This window comes from Gardnerella sp. c10Ua_31 (genome assembly GCF_055700915.1).
On sequence record NZ_JANUYG010000003.1, the window covers coordinates 172,110 to 188,417 of the forward strand.

Annotated in this window: 19 protein-coding genes; all 19 read left to right on the forward strand. The window is 46.6% G+C overall.

What is annotated here, in order from left to right:
- The first annotated feature begins 94 nt into the window (after nucleotides 1-94).
- The 19 genes from NYP55_RS05880 (at nucleotide 95) to NYP55_RS05970 (ending at nucleotide 16,297) form a co-directional block, all read left to right on the forward strand.
- Complete coding sequence (locus tag NYP55_RS05880; RefSeq protein WP_472781706.1) at nucleotides 95-535, forward strand: hypothetical protein; 441 nt, start codon at nucleotides 95-97, stop codon at nucleotides 533-535.
- Complete coding sequence (locus NYP55_RS05885; protein WP_472781707.1) at nucleotides 507-1,946, forward strand: phage terminase large subunit; 1,440 nt, start codon at nucleotides 507-509, stop codon at nucleotides 1,944-1,946. The genes NYP55_RS05880 and NYP55_RS05885 overlap by 29 nt, the downstream gene beginning before the upstream one ends.
- 12 nt (nucleotides 1,947-1,958) lie before the next feature.
- Entirely contained in the window at nucleotides 1,959-3,419 is a 1,461-nt protein-coding gene (locus NYP55_RS05890; RefSeq protein WP_472781708.1) for a phage portal protein, read from the forward strand.
- 55 nt (nucleotides 3,420-3,474) lie between these two features.
- A complete protein-coding gene (locus NYP55_RS05895) occupies nucleotides 3,475-4,182 on the forward strand; it encodes a VG15 protein (RefSeq protein WP_472781709.1) in 708 nt (235 codons plus the stop codon).
- A gap of 99 nt (nucleotides 4,183-4,281) precedes the next feature.
- The gene (locus tag NYP55_RS05900; protein ID WP_472781710.1) at nucleotides 4,282-4,839 is read left to right on the forward strand and encodes a hypothetical protein; all 558 of its coding nucleotides are present in this window, start codon (nucleotides 4,282-4,284) and stop codon (nucleotides 4,837-4,839) included.
- A gap of 21 nt (nucleotides 4,840-4,860) precedes the next feature.
- On the forward strand, nucleotides 4,861-5,817 hold the full coding sequence (locus NYP55_RS05905; RefSeq protein ID WP_472781711.1) for a major capsid protein: 957 nt from the start codon (nucleotides 4,861-4,863) through the stop codon (nucleotides 5,815-5,817).
- Nucleotides 5,810-5,971, forward strand: coding sequence for a hypothetical protein (locus NYP55_RS05910; protein WP_472781712.1), 162 nt, complete (start codon nucleotides 5,810-5,812; stop codon nucleotides 5,969-5,971). The genes NYP55_RS05905 and NYP55_RS05910 overlap by 8 nt, the downstream gene beginning before the upstream one ends.
- A 2-nt stretch (nucleotides 5,972-5,973) precedes the next feature.
- On the forward strand, nucleotides 5,974-6,351 hold the full coding sequence (locus tag NYP55_RS05915) for a Gp19/Gp15/Gp42 family protein (protein ID WP_048730460.1): 378 nt from the start codon (nucleotides 5,974-5,976) through the stop codon (nucleotides 6,349-6,351).
- Between the two features lie 2 nt (nucleotides 6,352-6,353).
- The gene (locus NYP55_RS05920) at nucleotides 6,354-6,689 is read left to right on the forward strand and encodes a hypothetical protein (protein ID WP_472781713.1); all 336 of its coding nucleotides are present in this window, start codon (nucleotides 6,354-6,356) and stop codon (nucleotides 6,687-6,689) included.
- A gap of 3 nt (nucleotides 6,690-6,692) precedes the next feature.
- Nucleotides 6,693-6,983 carry a hypothetical protein gene (locus tag NYP55_RS05925; protein WP_472781714.1) on the forward strand — a complete coding sequence of 97 codons (291 nt, stop codon included), beginning with the start codon at nucleotides 6,693-6,695 and terminating at the stop codon, nucleotides 6,981-6,983.
- Nucleotides 6,977-7,336, forward strand: a complete 360-nt coding sequence (locus NYP55_RS05930; RefSeq protein ID WP_472781715.1) for a hypothetical protein — start codon at nucleotides 6,977-6,979, stop codon at nucleotides 7,334-7,336. The genes NYP55_RS05925 and NYP55_RS05930 overlap by 7 nt, the downstream gene beginning before the upstream one ends.
- A 72-nt stretch (nucleotides 7,337-7,408) precedes the next feature.
- A complete protein-coding gene (locus NYP55_RS05935) occupies nucleotides 7,409-8,008 on the forward strand; it encodes a phage tail tube protein (RefSeq protein ID WP_472781716.1) in 600 nt (199 codons plus the stop codon).
- A 94-nt stretch (nucleotides 8,009-8,102) separates the two neighbouring features.
- Entirely contained in the window at nucleotides 8,103-8,408 is a 306-nt protein-coding gene (locus NYP55_RS05940) for a hypothetical protein (RefSeq protein ID WP_472781717.1), read from the forward strand.
- A gap of 47 nt (nucleotides 8,409-8,455) precedes the next feature.
- On the forward strand, nucleotides 8,456-8,782 hold the full coding sequence (locus NYP55_RS05945) for a DUF5361 domain-containing protein (RefSeq protein WP_004575082.1): 327 nt from the start codon (nucleotides 8,456-8,458) through the stop codon (nucleotides 8,780-8,782).
- 4 nt (nucleotides 8,783-8,786) lie between these two features.
- On the forward strand, nucleotides 8,787-12,818 hold the full coding sequence (locus NYP55_RS05950) for a tape measure protein (protein ID WP_472781718.1): 4,032 nt from the start codon (nucleotides 8,787-8,789) through the stop codon (nucleotides 12,816-12,818).
- A gap of 2 nt (nucleotides 12,819-12,820) precedes the next feature.
- Nucleotides 12,821-13,576 (forward strand): phage distal tail protein, encoded by a 756-nt coding sequence (locus NYP55_RS05955; RefSeq protein ID WP_472781719.1) that lies wholly within the window; start codon nucleotides 12,821-12,823, stop codon nucleotides 13,574-13,576.
- Nucleotides 13,577-13,585: 9 nt separating this feature from the next.
- Entirely contained in the window at nucleotides 13,586-14,302 is a 717-nt protein-coding gene (locus tag NYP55_RS05960; protein WP_472781720.1) for a phage tail spike protein, read from the forward strand.
- Complete coding sequence (locus tag NYP55_RS05965; RefSeq protein ID WP_472781721.1) at nucleotides 14,295-16,166, forward strand: phage tail spike protein; 1,872 nt, start codon at nucleotides 14,295-14,297, stop codon at nucleotides 16,164-16,166. The genes NYP55_RS05960 and NYP55_RS05965 overlap by 8 nt, the downstream gene beginning before the upstream one ends.
- On the forward strand, nucleotides 16,166-16,297 hold the full coding sequence (locus NYP55_RS05970; RefSeq protein WP_472781722.1) for a hypothetical protein: 132 nt from the start codon (nucleotides 16,166-16,168) through the stop codon (nucleotides 16,295-16,297). Before NYP55_RS05965 ends, NYP55_RS05970 begins: the two co-directional genes overlap by 1 nt.
- The last annotated feature ends 11 nt before the right edge of the window (nucleotides 16,298-16,308 follow it).

A 16,308-nucleotide genomic window follows, 5' to 3' on the forward strand; every position in this document is an offset into this window, starting at 1 on the left:
CCGGCGAAAGGTCTAAAATCTCCCCGAGGGTTCTATTCGTAACGTCCTAATCGTAACAAAAAGTTATTCGTAACAATATGCCTAGGAGAAACGTATGCAATGCAAGAATTGTGGCCACTTTTTCAAAACAACCGGGCATGGACGCAAGCCACAATACTGCTCGGATAAATGCCGCGTAGACGCAAACAGAAAACGCAAGCAAAACGGCACTAAAAAAGAAGAAATAAGGCAGCCTGTAGTAATAAACCTGCCTAATAAGAGCGTAAAAACAAGCATACAAGACGAAGACTTAACAAAAGAAACATTTGAACGCATGTGTGACGCTAGCGTTCTGGAAGAACTGCGCTACGCAAGAGACATACTACACAAGGCAATGATTAGTCCCGATACGCCAGCGAACGCATTGCCAGCCATAAGCCGTGAGCTTATAGGCATTACCGAGAAAATAGAAGGCATGAGCGACTCAACAAACCCTTTGAGCACACTAGAAACGGAGGATGTAACAAATGACACCTTCGACGCCACGACTATCTAGTATTGCACGCCATTGTATTTTGCCTGAAGGTATCGTATCTACCGACTTTCCACGATATGAGCGAGTATTAAACGCACTAGGGGTACATTATGATCCTTGGCAAAGCGCACTATTAAGCGTACTGTTTGGCAAACGCAAAGACGGCAAATATGCAGAAGGCGTCGGCGGCGCAGTATTAAGCATTCCGCGACAAGTTGGCAAAACATTCATGATTGGTACTTCAATGCTCATGCATTGTGCAATGAATCCTAACTTGCTGATGCTGTGGACTGCACACCACACGAGAACAAGCGACGAAACATTCAGAAACATGACCGCGCTCGCAGAGCAGCCTGTTTTTAAGCGTTTTGTTAAGGCTGTTCGTCGTGCTAACGGTCAGCAGCAGATTGAGTTTAATAATGGTTCGCGTATTCTGTTTGGTGCGCGTGAGCAGGGTTTTGGTCGTGGTTTTGCGCATGTTGATGTTATTGCGTTTGATGAGGCTCAGATTCTTTCTGAGTCTGCTATGGACGACATGATCCCTACTATGAACGCGTCGCCTAACCCATTAGCGCTTTACATGGGAACGCCGCCGCGTCCTAAAGATAATGGCGAAGCGTTTACTTTGAAGCGTATGAACGCTATTAAGGGGTACGATAAGGATACTTTTTACGTTGAGTTTAGCGCGGATAGAGACGCTGACCTTGATGACCGTAAAGCTTGGGCTAAGGCTAATCCGTCTTACCCGTTGAGGACTAATGAGAACGCTATTTTGCGTATGCGTCGCCAATTGTCTGACGATAGTTTTCGTCGCGAGGCTCTTGGAGTGTGGGATGAAACGGCAAATCATAATGCTATTGATTTGAAGCTCTGGGCTGAGGGTACTGTGAATAAACCTAAAGACGGCGGACTAGCCTCGTATGCGTTGGATATGAATCCTGAGCGAACTATGTTGACTATTGGCGCTTGCCGCAGGTTTGATGATGATACTTGCCATATTGAGATGGTTGAGCGCCGTCCTATTGCTAAGGCTGGTTTGCAGTGGGCTGTTGATTGGCTTGCTGAACGTTGGGATAGGACTGCTAGCGTTTGTATCGACTCGCAATCTCCAGCTATGACGTTGGTACAAGACTTGCAGGAAGCGTCTGTTTGGGTAACAATTTTGCAAACTAAGGATGTTGGGCAAGCGTGTGGCCGTTTCCTTGACTTGTTGACGCTTAAGCAGTTGACGCATTTAAGCGATGAAGACCAGCCTCAGCTTGCTGATGCTGTTAGTCATGTTGTTACACGTCCGCTCGGTAAGAGCGGCTTGTTTGGCTGGAATAAGACTGGCTCTGACGTGGATATTAGTCCTCTTGTTGCTTGCACTTACGCGATGCATGGTGCTTATACGAGTAAACGTGATCCGTTTGAAGATGCGCATATTTGGTAAAGGCGGTGTGGTGTGAATTTTGTATTGCCTAGAGCTGTGGAAGGCTTAAAAGCTGATGATTTGAAAGTTTATCTTTACTTGGTAGATAGACTTACGAAGAAAAGGCAGCGCAACAAGCTTCGTAACGCATATTATGACGGTAAGAATGAGCTGCACGATATTGGCTATAGTTTGCCGCCTGTTGCAAGCGATATTAATATTGTTGTCGGGTGGCCTGAGAAGGCTGTGGAAGTGCTCGCTAACCGTATTATTATTGACGGCGTCCGCTCAACAAGTGGCAAAGTTCCTGATGAGCTTACACGGTTGATTGAAGAAAATGACCTGTTTCAGCTTGCTGCTCAAGCACACACTAGCGCACTGGTGAACTCGTGTGCTTTTATTGCCGCGCTAAAAGTGGAGAAAAATGGCATTAAGAAAAACGTTATTGAAGTATTCACTGCTGATAATGCTAGTGGAATTTGGGATAATAGTCGTCGCTGCTTAAGTAGCGCGCTGCTTGTTGATACTTACGATGACGGCATGGAAACGCCAGCAATCATATATTTAATGAGTGACGGACATGTTTTGCGTATTGAGCGCAACGATAATACTGATTTGTGGCACGTTACTGAAGATGTGAACTATTACACTCGTATTCCTTGTGAAGTGTTAGCTTACCGTCCTGATTGCAAGCGTCCGTTTGGTAGAAGTCGCATTAGTCGCGCTGTTATGAGTTACACTGATTCAGCTGTTCGTACTTTCCTCCGTAGTGAGCTGCAAGCGGACTTGTATTCTGTTGGTTCTCGCTACATTCTTGGCGCTAACAAGCAGATGTTTTCTGACGAGAATGGCAACGAAGTACCAAAGTGGAAGCTGCTCTTGGATTCTCTTATGGTCATTCCGAACAACCCTAAGACTGGGCAAACGCCGACTGTTGGGCAATTCCAACAAGCGTCTTTCCAACCGCACATTGACCAATTACGCAACACGGCATCAATGTTCGCAGCGGCAACAAGCATGCCGCCTGACGAGATGGGCGTACTGACGGACAATCCTAGTAGCGCTGAGGCTATCGATAAGGCTCAAAAAGAGTTGTGCCTTATTGCTGAAAGCTGCCAAGCAGCGTTTGGTACGGCATGGCTGAACATTATTCACAAGGCCGTTAGCGCTGATACTAGCAATATTGTTCTGCAATGGCGTAACCCCGCCACGCCGTCGCGCGCTGCCAGCGCAGACGCTGCCGTGAAGCTCGTGAGTGCTGGAGTGTTACCGGCGGATAGCGAGGTTGTTTACGACATGCTTGATTTGAATGATGCTCAGCGTAAAAGCTTGAGAGCATATCAAGCTAAGAAGCGTGCACAAGAGCATATTGACCAATTAAGGGCAAAACTAGCACAAACCACAACCGACGATACGAAGGCGGCGGATAATGGACTGGCGGCAAACGCAGGAACTGTACAATCTGGAGTACGAGAAACACCTAAAGTGTCTTGATACGCTGATTGAAGAAGCCTGTTATAACCTTGAGGAGTATTTTACGCCTCATGCCATGGAATCTGTTACACGCTCTGATGATATGCGCTACATTGTTGAAGATTTCGTTAGAGACGCGGCAAGTGAAGCGGACTCGTATTATCGTAATGTTCGCGAACTGTATCAACAGTCTGGCACGAGTCTTTCCACGTTGGCCGAAGCGGAGGCGTTTGACCCTGACCGCGCCTTGTGGAGCGTGCTTAAAGGCTTTGCTGACACTGATTTTAACGGCTTAACATTTAGGCAAGTTAAAAACGGTAGGAATCGCGCTGGCATGAGTATGAATGATTTGTGGGCTAAAATGCCGTTGAATCATCTTGATGATATGCAGCAGTTTATGACTGATATGATGCATACTGCTAACCGGCAAATGGTGCGTTCTAATATGAAGAATGATCCTGATGAGCCTCGTTGGGCGCGTGTGCCTAGAGGTTTTTATACGTGCGCTTTTTGTCTTATGCTCGCTAGCCGTGGTTTTAAGTATAGGTCGCAGCATTCCGCAGGCTTGGAGCTTGGTTCTGATGGGCTTATCAACTATTATCACGAACATTGCGATTGTGAAGTCGTTCCACAGTGGGGTGCTAAAGAGCTGAAACTTAAAGGGTATGAGCCTGAAAAGTATAAGGCCATTTGGAAGGACGCTAGAGAGCATACTGCCAATCCGAGAGACTACCACAATACGCTTGCTACCATTCGACGGCGTAACGCTGGTTTTACTAAATAGTTTTTTTTTTAATATTAGCCACACGATTGTGTGGCTTTTCTATTTTTCGCGGAAACCGCGCGCCGCGTTGTTAATTGCGCGACTATCTAAGGAGAACAAATGAACAAGAAGAAAGTACCATTCTACATTCGCTTTATTGCTAATACGGACGCGGTTGGCGGCAGTGAACAGTCTGATACTGATTCTCAGCAAACAGCGGAGAATGATTCTACTAACGATACTGAAAATTCTAAGCAGGAAAGTAAACAGTCCGAAACGTCTAAAGAGTTCAGTCGCGCGCTTAATAAGCGTGTTGAGGAAGTAGAAGCAAAATACGCTAATTACGATGAGCTGAAAGAAAAAGCAGAAAAGTATGATTCGCAGGAATCCGCTAATGCTCAGCTTATCGAAAAGTTGCAAGCTGAGAACGACGCGTTAAAAGCTGAAGCAGAGCATAATGCGCAGGTTGAAAAAGTTGCGCACGAAACTGAGCTTGATGTTCAGCTCATAAGCCTCCTAAAAGGCGATGGCAAAGAGCTGGAGGAAAACGCGGCGACGCTTGCCAAGTTCTTCAAAGCTAGAGAACATAATTTGCCGACGGCAGGAACAAAGAGTTCTGTTCCTCCTAGCGTGAAAATGACGCCGCTAGAACGTATTACGGCGGCGTACTCGAATTAACAACAAAAATAAGGAGTTATTATGACAATGACATTAGCGGAGTCCGCTGTTCTTAGCACAGACCAGCTAGCTCGCGGCATTATGGAAACTTTCGTGCAAGAATCCCCTATTCTTGACCGCATCCCATTCATGGAGATTCAGGGTAATGCTTACGCGTTCAACTCTGAGGCAACATTGCCTACTGTGGCTTATCGTGCGGTAAACGAGGCTTATCCTGAGTCTACTGGTACGTTTAAGAAAACCACTGAGAGTCTTTACATTCTCGGTGGCGACGCTGACCTTGATAATTTTATTCAACAGACTCGCTCTAATGTGAAGGATCAGCGTGCTGAACAAACCGCTATGAAAGTTAAAGCATTGTCTTACGCATATCAGGACTCTTTCTTCAATGGAGATAATGATACGAATAATAAGAGCTTTAATGGTTTGAAGAAGCGTCTGACTGGTAAGCAGGTTTTGGACGCTGACACTAACGGTTTGCGTATTCTGGGTGACGGTAAAGAGGATATTTTTAAGTTCTTCGATAAGCTGGACGAATTGTGCGCATCTGTAAACGGTTTGAATGGTTCTAATGGCGCGCTTTATACTAACGCGGCTATTATTGCTAAGATTCGTTCTGCTGCTCGTCACGTGTCTGCTGACGTTTTCGTGCAAAACGATGTGGCTGGCAAGCGTTCTGTGATGTGGAATGGTATTCCTATTTTGGACGCTGGCTCTACTCCAGCTGGTAAGGCTGTTCTTGGGCTTGATGAAACTCAGGGTACTGCTTCTAACACTGGTAGTATCTATGCCGTTCGTTTCGCTCAAGGCGAAGGTGATACTGGCATCATTGGTTTGACCAATGGTGGCGTAATGGTTAAAGACTTTGGTGAGTTGCAGGAGAAGCCGTCTCAGCGTACTCGAATCGAGTTCTACACTGGTTTGGCAATGTTTGGTGCTAAGGGTGCGGCACGCTTGAAGGGTGTAATCAATGCCTAGCGTTCGCAAACCTGTAGAAAACTTGCCACGCTTGGAAGAGTTCACGGTTACGAATCAGGACAATATTACGTATCATGTAGTGCGCAATCTTGACACTGGAGAGCAGACTGTGACTCGCATTGACGCTGATATACCTACGTTTGGGAGCGTGTAACAATGGCGGACGTTGAAGAAGCGTTCGCAACCGTGGAAGAATTAGAGGCTAGATGGCACAAGCTCACACAGAGCGAACAAGCTGTCGCAGCCTCTAAACTTCTTGACGCAACCGACATTCTAAAAGCTCGCTGCACAAGCTGGCAAAATCAGCCTAAAAGTAGGCTTGCTCGCATCGTGTGTGCGATGGTAAAGCGAAGCATGATAGCTGACGTGCAAAATCCTAACGGCTACACTCAAGTGAGCCAAGGTGTTGGCGCGTTCAGCGAGTCTGGCACGTTCGCTAATCCTACTGGCGACTTGTATCCGCTTAAAAGTGAGCTTGAAGACCTAGGTGTTGGCGTTGAAAAAGCGTTCATTATCCAACTTGATAGAGGCTAACAATGCGCGGCGGAACGGTTACAATAATCAGTCGCCATGCTAACGGCACTCTACCAAGCGGCGAAACCGTGTGGGAAACGAACGAAGAAACCGTGGATAACGTGCTCGTAATAGACGGCTCACAAAACAATCTCACGGACTCTATACGTCCCGACGGTATCGAAGTTGCGAGAACACTCTACATGCCACGCTCATGGACTTACCATTCACTGCGCGGCGCACAAGTCAAAATAGACGAATGCACTTACGAAGTAATAGGTGATCCAAAGCCAGCTGTCACAAGCATGACGCCAACTGGCTGGAACGTGATTGTAGAAGTTAAAACAGTAGAAGGGTAAATTATGGCGAACGTAAAAATCGTGCTCAACAATAAAGCACTACGCGAAATCTACCAGCAGCCAGGCAGCAAGCAAGCTATCAACGAGGCTGCCGAAGATATTGCCAACCGTGCAAATAGTATTCACCAAACACTAGGAGCACACTACGTAGCACTACCAGCACAAGATTCCGAAGTTGGTAGTATTGCGTTGGCTACTACGAATATTGGTAATACCACGATGGTGTTTAAGACGCGATTGGACAACGCTCGCTATAATACGCTTTCTAAGGCGATAGGGGGCGAAGCGTGGTAAACGCTGAGAAACTGGTCATGGACTGGTTGAACGCTTGCAGGAGTCTAGCAGGATATAAGGCTCGTATGGTTATGCCAACAAAGCGCGAAGAGCGTTGCATAACCGTAGAACAGACTGGAGGCTCTAGCTCGTACCATGCAAGCAATGCGACTATTGCCGTGCAAGTTTGGGCAACAACAAGGTGGGACTGCTCGCGCATTACTACTGACGTTGTTGTCCCACGCTTAATGGAGATAGTTGAATTGCCTGAAGTAGCTACTATTAGCGTGGAGAGTGTTTTTAACTTTCCTTCTCCTGACTACCCTACGCATAATCGATATCAGATCCTGATTCAACTAATTCTTTCTAATTGAATCCACAATAAGAAGTTTTAATTAATTGTTTATTAGCCACCTTTCTTGGTGGCTTTTTTATTAGGAGATATTATGACTGAGCAAACAAAGAATGATAAATCTAACGTGTCGCTTGGTAAGCCTTGTGTTATTGGTGGCGTATTCTACGCGCCTCTTGGCACAGCACTGCCAACGGACGCTAAAACGCCATTGGCTGAGGATTATAAGTGCCTTGGCTATATTAGCGACGACGGTTTAACAAACAGTACTGATACTGATACTACTGAGGTAAAAGAGTGGGGTGGTGGCACTGTTTTGAAGGAAATCGCATCCTATTCTGAAACTTATCAGTTCGCAATGCTTGAAATTAAAGCGGATTCTATGAAGCTACGTTACGGCTCTGATAGCGTTACCGACACTGGCGGCAAATTGCGTATTCTTCACGGTATGCCTAAGGATGAGCATTATGTTGTCGTGTTTGAAATCATGCTTACTGGCAACCGTAAGAAGCGTCTTGTTCTGCCTGACGCGTCTGTTGTTGAGTATGACGATATTACGTATTCTGCTGGTGACCCTATTACGTATTCTGTAACGCTTTCTGCTAATCCGTCTAAGTTGATTGGTGGCAAAACTGTTGACGAGTATGTTGAACCAATTACAGCAAGCTCTGATGGTGCGAGTCATTTAGGCTAGCCGTTTTTTCAATTCTCGCTTGCACTCTGCTTACTCCTTTCTAAGAGTGCAAGCGTCTTATTTTAGAAAGGGAAACTTATGAAAGGTAAATATTATGGCTGAGCATACTATGCCAAAAGAGTCGAAGCAAACTATCACAGTAAAAGACATTGAACTAACTGTCGAATCTGATCTGTTCGACGATTTGGAAGTGTTGGAATTGTTAGGGGAAATGAACCCAGCAAACGGCAAAAAGCCCAATGCTTCTGCCTTGCCAGCATTTTTGAAGAGGGTTCTTGGCTCGTCGCAATACAACAAAGTCAAGGATGAGTTGAGAGACACTTATGATGGTCGCGTTCACTTGGACTCTGTATCGGACTTTATACAAGAATTTATGACTAAGGTTGCCCCAAACTCGTGACGCTCGTGGAAATGTTGCGTGTCCGCTCGGACGTTCTTCGGGCGGACATGCAGCGTTTTTACGGGCTTGATATTGATGAGATTGGCTATAGTATTCGCATCATGCGCGCGGCTGATTTGGCTGCTAATTTGCCGCATGAGGCTCTTATTTGGAGCGTGTTTGATGAGCGTAACGCGTGGACTACAAACACTTATTTATTGGCTCTTATCGCGGACAATACGAGTTTTCTCGCATGGAGCAAAACAAAGGACGCGACTCGTAAAGGCGCAAAATTTAAGAGTCAAATTCCGCGGCCTGGAAGTAAAAGTTCAAAACAGAATAGTGATGTTAAAGCTGTTGACGTTGACACGTTAGCAGAATTTTTGAAGAGGTGACATTATGGCTATCAAGGTTGCCACAGCATTTGTTGAAGTCGTGCCTAAAGTGCGCAACATGGGCGGCGTATTACAGAAGGCGTTCGCAGGAGTGGATGCTGGTAGTTTGCTCGGCAGGAAGATTGCAAACGGCGTGAACAGCAGCCTTGGTAAGTATGTAAAGATTGGCGCAGCATTATCTGGTGTAGCAATGCTTGGCAAGAAGATTACTGGCATTGCTGGCAGTGTCGTCAATCTTGGTAACGAGTGGGGGCGCACTACGTCCATGCTTAAAGTCGCTGTTGGCACTAGCGGCAACTGGCAGAAAGCGTTGGAAGCAACACACAAGGCAGCCAATGGCATTGGCATACCTATTAAAGACATGGTTGAGTCTACTAGCCGTCTTGTTCAGCTCGCGCCTAAGACTATTCCTGATTATAAAACTTCGCTAAAATTCAGCACGCTGTTGCAAAAGAATCTTATTGCGACTGGTGCTAGCGGCGCTGAAACCGCGTCGGTTATGAGGCAGGTTACGCAGGCATTGGGCAAAGGCATTGTTAACGGCGATGAGTTGAATTCCATTATGGAAAACTCGCCTATGATTGCTCAAATGCTCGCTAAACATCTTGGCGTCGATGTCGGTCAACTCAAAGCGTTAGGCAAAGCTGGACAAATCTCTGGTGATGCGCTCCGTGACGCCGTTCTTGAGAATGCTGACAAAATTAATAAACAGTTCGCAATGATGCCAATCACCGCAGACCGCGCGCTTACTGCTATTAAAAACGATTGGCAGATGGCGGCGAATCAAACCGCGACTAAAATCAGCGAAGCATTAGGACATGGTTTAGCATCTATATCTTCGAGTGGCGCCATAACCACGCTTGCTAACAGCTTGAAAGGATTTATTCCTCTTGCGACGAGTGTTGGCGCAGCGATGTCGTCTATTTTTATTAGGCTTGCTCCGATTTTAGACCGTGCGCTTTCTCCTGATAAAGTTGAGGCGTTTCTTAAGCCTTTGACTGCTTTGTTTGACAAACTTGGCAGCTTGAGCGTTGATCAGCTTGTAAATGGGCTTAAAATGCTCGGTTTTGCTGGCGCGATGGCGTTTAGTGGTATTTTGAAGGGCGCGGACTCGTTTCTTGGGCGTATTCCTATTATTGGCGGCGCGCTGGTTAAGCTCAAGAATGGCCTCGTGGCTATTGGTGGCGCGGCTGGCAAAATGGCTGGAAGCCTACTAGAAGCGTCGGGCGCTGGACTTTCTAAACTCGGTTCTGGATTGCAAACTATTGCTAAGCAAATAGGGCGCTTTGATGCTGGAGCGCAAAGCATTAAACTATTCGCTCAAGCTGTTAGTGCCGTTGACTTTGGTAAGATGGGTAAAGACGGTGCGCAGCTTGTTGACATTCTCAATGATATGCAGCGCGGCAATCTTAACGTGCGCGATAGTGTAATGCAATTAGCTAACGCGATGCGCGAGGCTGAGGCGAACGGCACTAAGATACCAGCTGAGTTTAAGAACGCGTTCAAACTGTTAGAAGATGAGGCGAACGCTAGCTGTAATACTATTAAGGCTCGTTTCACTGACATGGTTGATGGTTTTCAAATCATATCTAAACAAGCTAGTGGAATTAAACTTTTTAACAGCAAAGTCACAGTGGAAGAAGCAACCAAAGCTAGAGCGATTGTTGCTAATGTAGTGCGAGATGTTACTGGCATTAAGATTCCTGATTTTCTAACTCAGCCTATTGGGTCAATGGTTGCGTCGGCGTCGAATGTTTTAAGTCGTTTGGCTAAAGTCGCTCAGGTCACAGCGTTTGTTATAGGGAAAGCTTTTACTCCTATAACGTTTATTGCGTCAAAAACTCTTGTTCCTTTGTTAGGTCTTTTTGTAAAGATTGGCGTTGGTATCAAGAATGGGTTAGGGTCTGCTATCAACGCCGCGTGCGCTAAGATTCCACTCTTAGGTAGAGCTGTTAGCGTTTTGCAAGCACTATTTTCTCAAATAAGCGCTAAGGGCAAAGCTGCTTTTAAAGCTATCGGGGCGGCGGCTATTGGAGCTGCTGGCGGCGGCATTAAAATATTTGGCAACGCTGTTAAAGGCGTGGGAACATGCCTGAGTGCCGTAGGTAAAGCTGCATCTGCTCTTGGCATTAACGCGGCTATTATGAGCGGCGTTACCGCAGGATTTAGCGCGATGATGAAGCTTGACCCATCGCAGTTTGCGTCAAGCGTGCAAAACATGGCTGCAAACGTGACTAATGGTATTAAGAATCTTGCTGCTAATATTCCGCAGGCTGCTCAAGCGTTAGCTACGACTATACCGCAGATTGCGCAAACTGTTACGCAGTGCGCGCCTCAGATTATCAACGGGCTTGCTCAAGCATTCAGCCAATTAGCGCCTGTTATTATGCGACAGCTACCGTCGCTTATGGGTGGCGTGCAGCAACTGTTCCAATCTCTTGTAGCACAATTACCGTCGATAGCAAGCTGGCTTACTAAAGGTTTTGCTAGCTTATTCCAAGGGGCGTGTCAAGCGCTGCCGAGTATTCTTGGAGGATTGTCTCAAGCATTGTTGGCGGCGATAGGTGGTATTGCTCAAGCATTGCCGCAGGCGTTACCGAAAATGGTTGCAGGATTAAGCAGTCTTTTCCAAGGTTTGGCAGCGCAAATACCGCAGATTGCCCAACAGTTAGCGCAAACGATGCCACAGATTGTGCAGGGCTTATCTCAGGGGCTTATAACTAACTTGCCGCAGCTTATGCAGGGCATTGTGCAGATGGTGACGTCGATTGCTCAAGCGTTGCCAACATTATTACCTGCTATTGTGCAGGGCGTTGTTCAACTAATCGCAGCATTGGCTCAACAGTTACCAACGCTGATTGTTCAGCTTGTTGCAGCATTGCCTACGATTCTAAGCAATATTGCTGTGGCTCTTGTAAACTGTTTGCCTATCCTTCTTGAAGGCGTAGGGCAGCTTATCGGCGGCATTATCGCCGGCTTGCCACAGGCTATTGGCGCGCTTATTGGAGCACTGCCAGACATTTTGCAAGCTATTTGGGATGCTATTACTGGGCTGTTGCAAGCTGGGTGGAATAGTATCGGCGCTATTTTTAACGCTGGCGGCGCTGTATTGCAGGGCATATGGAACGCATTGTGGAACACGATTAAAGGCGCTGCTCAAGCTGTTTGGAATTGGCTCACGTCTACACTACAGTCCATTTGCGATAGTCTCGGGAAAGCTTGGAACGCGTGCTGGAATGGCATCAAGAATTTCTTCGTCAATAATTGGGATTCTATTAAAAAAGCAGCTAAAGCAGCATGGGATTGTCTTAACGTTTATATTAACAATTTCTTAAATGGCATTAGCCAAATATGGAATAGCACGTGGAGCAGCATTAAGAGCTTCTTTACTAACATTTGGAACGGCATCAAGAGTGGTGCTAAAGCTGGAATTGATGCGGTGTTCAACTTTGTAACCGGCATTAAAGATAGAATCCTCGGGTTCTTTAGCGGCGCTGGACAATGGCTATGGAATGCTGGCAAGGCTATCCTTAACGGTTTGCTTAAAGGCTTAAAAGCTGCATGGGACGGTATCTGCAACTTTGTAGGCGGCATCGGCTCGTGGATAGCCAAGCACAAGGGTCCAATCTCTTACGATAAGAAGCTACTCATTCCAGCTGGTAACGCTATCATGCAAGGCTTTAGCAAGGGTCTTGGCGACTCGTGGCAAGGCGTACAAAAGCAGGTCGCAGGATTCACTAAACAGTCTGGCAGCTGGTTCGATGATGCGAATACTATCCGCTTGAAAACTACTGTCGTGCCGCCTGACGGTGGTTGGAATGGTCAGCAGAATCAGCTGGCTAAGATTGCCACAAACTACGATGTTGACGCGTCGCAGCACGGTTTAACTAAGCAGGACGTTTACGAGGCGTTTGGCGAGGTTATGAGCCAAGGCGTGACACTGAAACTGAACGGACGCGGCGGCGAAGTCATGGCTGGAGTGTTAGCGAAACCAATGAACAATGAGCTTAATAGGCTCGCTAAGCTAGGCAGGTAAACATGAAAATATGGGAAAATGGCGAGTATTGGGTGCGCATTAACGGCACTCCTATCAGTGAGCTTGGTTTATCTCTTGAAGAGAGAGGTGTCAAGGTTGCACAGCCTGAGCTTAAAACAAGCTCAGTAACCGTGCCAGGCTTAAGCGGAGCGCTCGATACTACTCTTGAGGATGAAACCTTAAGAGCCTACATGAATCCTATTGAGATTAGCGTAAGTCTTTTTTCTGTTGGCGAACCTGATGAGATTAGAGCCGTACGCGCTAATCTGGTTCGCCTGCAAGGCAGACGCGGCACATTGTCTTGTTATCTTACTGATGGCGAGTGGCGAGGAAGATGGCGTATAAGCGAGTTGGAATACCCTGGCAAGAGTCGTCGCGTAATTGTGGCGACTCTTATTCTTACCGCGCAACCGTGGACTTACGGTCGTAAAAATACAGTACAGCTTAAAAGTAGGGAGACGCAAATAAACGTTGCTGGCAACATTCCATGTTGGCCACGTTTTGAAATGAACGTTGACACTGACATTTTGCGCATTACTCACAACAGCGGTGCGTTCCTCGAATTCGATATTGGCGTGCATCTTAATGGCACTCTTATTGCCTCTACCGCGCCTGAGCATAGAGAATACATGATAAACGGCAATCACATTCTACCAACTGTTGATAGTACATGCTTTGCGTTGCGTCCTGGATTAAACACTATTGTTTGCGATGATTGCGCTGGCGTTCTTACTTTTCGTCCTCAAACTATTTTCTAGGAGGCGCTGATGCTTAAGTTTATAGTTTTATCCTCTACGGAGGAACCTAAAGCTGAGATTACGCACTTGTTGAAGGCTGAGCGTACTCGCGCGCTTGACGGTACAGACACTCTAGAACTCATGGTAGAAAATACTAACGTTGCGAAAAACGATAGGATTATTTACACGGATTGCAACGATACGTATGAGTATGTTGTTCAGTCTGTTGAAGAAGAACGCTCGGAGAATGTGCCTCTTGTGACTATTAATGCTTCTAACAGCGTGTGTGAGCTTGTGAATAGTTACATTGTGTATGACCCTAGGCAAGATACTACAGCTATTGAACGCGCTCAAACGGCTGTTGATGGCACTCGCTGGGAGCTTGAAACTGTAGAAAATGGCACGCTTTCTCACCGTGCTAATTTGAGTTTTTACCATATTAATGCTCTTGATGCTCTTATGAAAGTATGCAAAGTTTTTGGGCTTGAGCTGGAAACGCATATTGTCGTTGAAGACGGCGTTATTACTCATAGAAAGATTAGCTTGCTTGAGAGGCGTGGTAATCGTGTTGCGTCGAAACGTTTTGAATACGGCCGTGACCTTAAGAACGTGAAGAGAGTAATTGACCCAGCTCAAGTGATAACAAAGCTTTACGTTTGGGGTAAGGGTGTTGAGCGCGATTATGACAAAGAGAAAGCTGAGCTTGAGAAGAAAGAGTCTAAGTTAGAAGGTGGTTCTGATGAGTAGACCGCGTGGAAGAAGATTCAACAGCCAGGATTGGCAGGCTCGCAAGGCTGAGAAACAAAAGCAGTGGGAGCAAAAGCAGGCTGAGAAAGCTAAGAGGCAAGCAGAGTGGGAGGCTCGCAAGGCTGCCAGAAAAGCCGAGTATGAGGCAAGGCGTAAAGCTCAGCAAGAATTGGCGGCAGCACGAAAGGCTGAGCGCGAGAAACGCAGGACTGAACGTGCTAAAGAGATTGCTAGAAAACGTGCTGAGATTGCTCAACGCAAACGTGAACGCTTAGAGAGACAAAAACGCGAGCTTGAGAGGCTTTCTAACAAGAGTGAGACTTTCACTAAGCGCGTTAGCTTTACAGCAATAAACGACGGCAAGCCTTACTTAGTGGACGAAAACGCGCGCCTGCTCTATGGTATTCGCGATGCAGCTGGAGACATTCAGCACGCTGAAGGCGAAGTGATATTTAACGATGCGACTAATCCTCAAGAACTGTTGAGGCTGGGCAAGCAGAAGCTTAAGGAAGTGTCAAAGCCTCAAGTGTCCTATGAAGCTGAGGTTGTGAATCTTGGGCGCGCTGGTTTTGACCCCGACGGCGTAAACATTGGTGACGCAGTGCAAATTGTTGACACGACTTTCAACCCGCCTATTCGCGTTGAAGGGCGCGTGCTAAAAATTGAGGAAGATTTACTTGATTCTGTTGACGCGACTCGCATTACGCTCGGCAACATTCACGAATCTTATACGCAAAAGCGCCGTGCTCAAGAGCAGAAGCTTGATGCTCTTATTGCTCAGTCTGATGAGTGGAATGCGGTTGCTGAGGGTAACGGCTTGTATGTTCGTGACCTTATCGAACACGTAAACACGGTACTTAATGCTCGCGGCGGTTACACGTATTTCACGCCCAACGCAGGTTTGTACGTGTATGACAAAAACAAGGATAAGAATCCTACTACCGTGACTCAGATTGGTGGCGGATTCTGGCGAATCGCAGACTCTAAAAAGTCTAATGGAGATTGGGATTGGAAGAAGGTTTGCGACGGCCACGGGCTGTTTGCAGACCGGATCTACACTGGTATTTTGAGCGACGCGCAGGGTCGTAATTTTTGGAATCTTGACACTGGCGAGTTCTCATTGCAAGCGTCGGTGAAGATTGGTGGCAAAACTATCGCTGAGATTACCAACGAGTCACTTACCCAGGATGCTATTTTCAACAAACTCACTAATGGCGGTCAAACGCAGGGTATCTATTTGAGCGGTGGTCACGTGTATTTGAACGCTTCTTACATGCAGACTGGTTCTCTTAGCGCGGATTTGATTAAGACTGGCACGTTGGACGCGAATCTTATTCGTGCTGGGCGAATCCAGGATTACGCGAACTCTAACTGGTGGGATTTGTCGGCATCCACTATTCACGTGGCTCATGGCGAAATTGGTGGAATGACGATTACGGATAATGCTATTTATAATGGTTTGCTCACGCTGAATGAAAGCGGCATGCATCTTTCTACATACGGCGGCGGAAAGCTCGGCCATATTGGTCGCAGCCGACGTGATGATGGTACATCAATGCTCACTTTTGAAGCTGATTCTTACGACACCTGCATGGGCTGGGTGTGCAATGGGCTTATAAGAATGATGCTTGATAATAATGATGATGGCTTCACGATTTTTGGCAACACATCGCTGTCAAATCGAAGTCTTACACATGCTGTTATCGATAGTTCTTGTTGTGTTTCTGGCGGTGGTGTCGGCTTGGGCGTTCAACAGTATTATTTACCTACTAGCATAAATCAGAATGGCATAGTTACTACTTGGCAGCCTGTGCGGTTCGGGTTTGCGAATGGGTTTGTTATTAACGACGATTGGGGTCACTGATGATTAACGAAGATAGGAATATATCAATTCCACCTATGCCAGAGATGCCTAAGGGCACTGTTGCGCCTCCGCCTGTATTCTTGACTTGTCAAACAGTCAATCGAATCAGATTCTTGAAAAGCTTGATTTGATTATGAGCGCG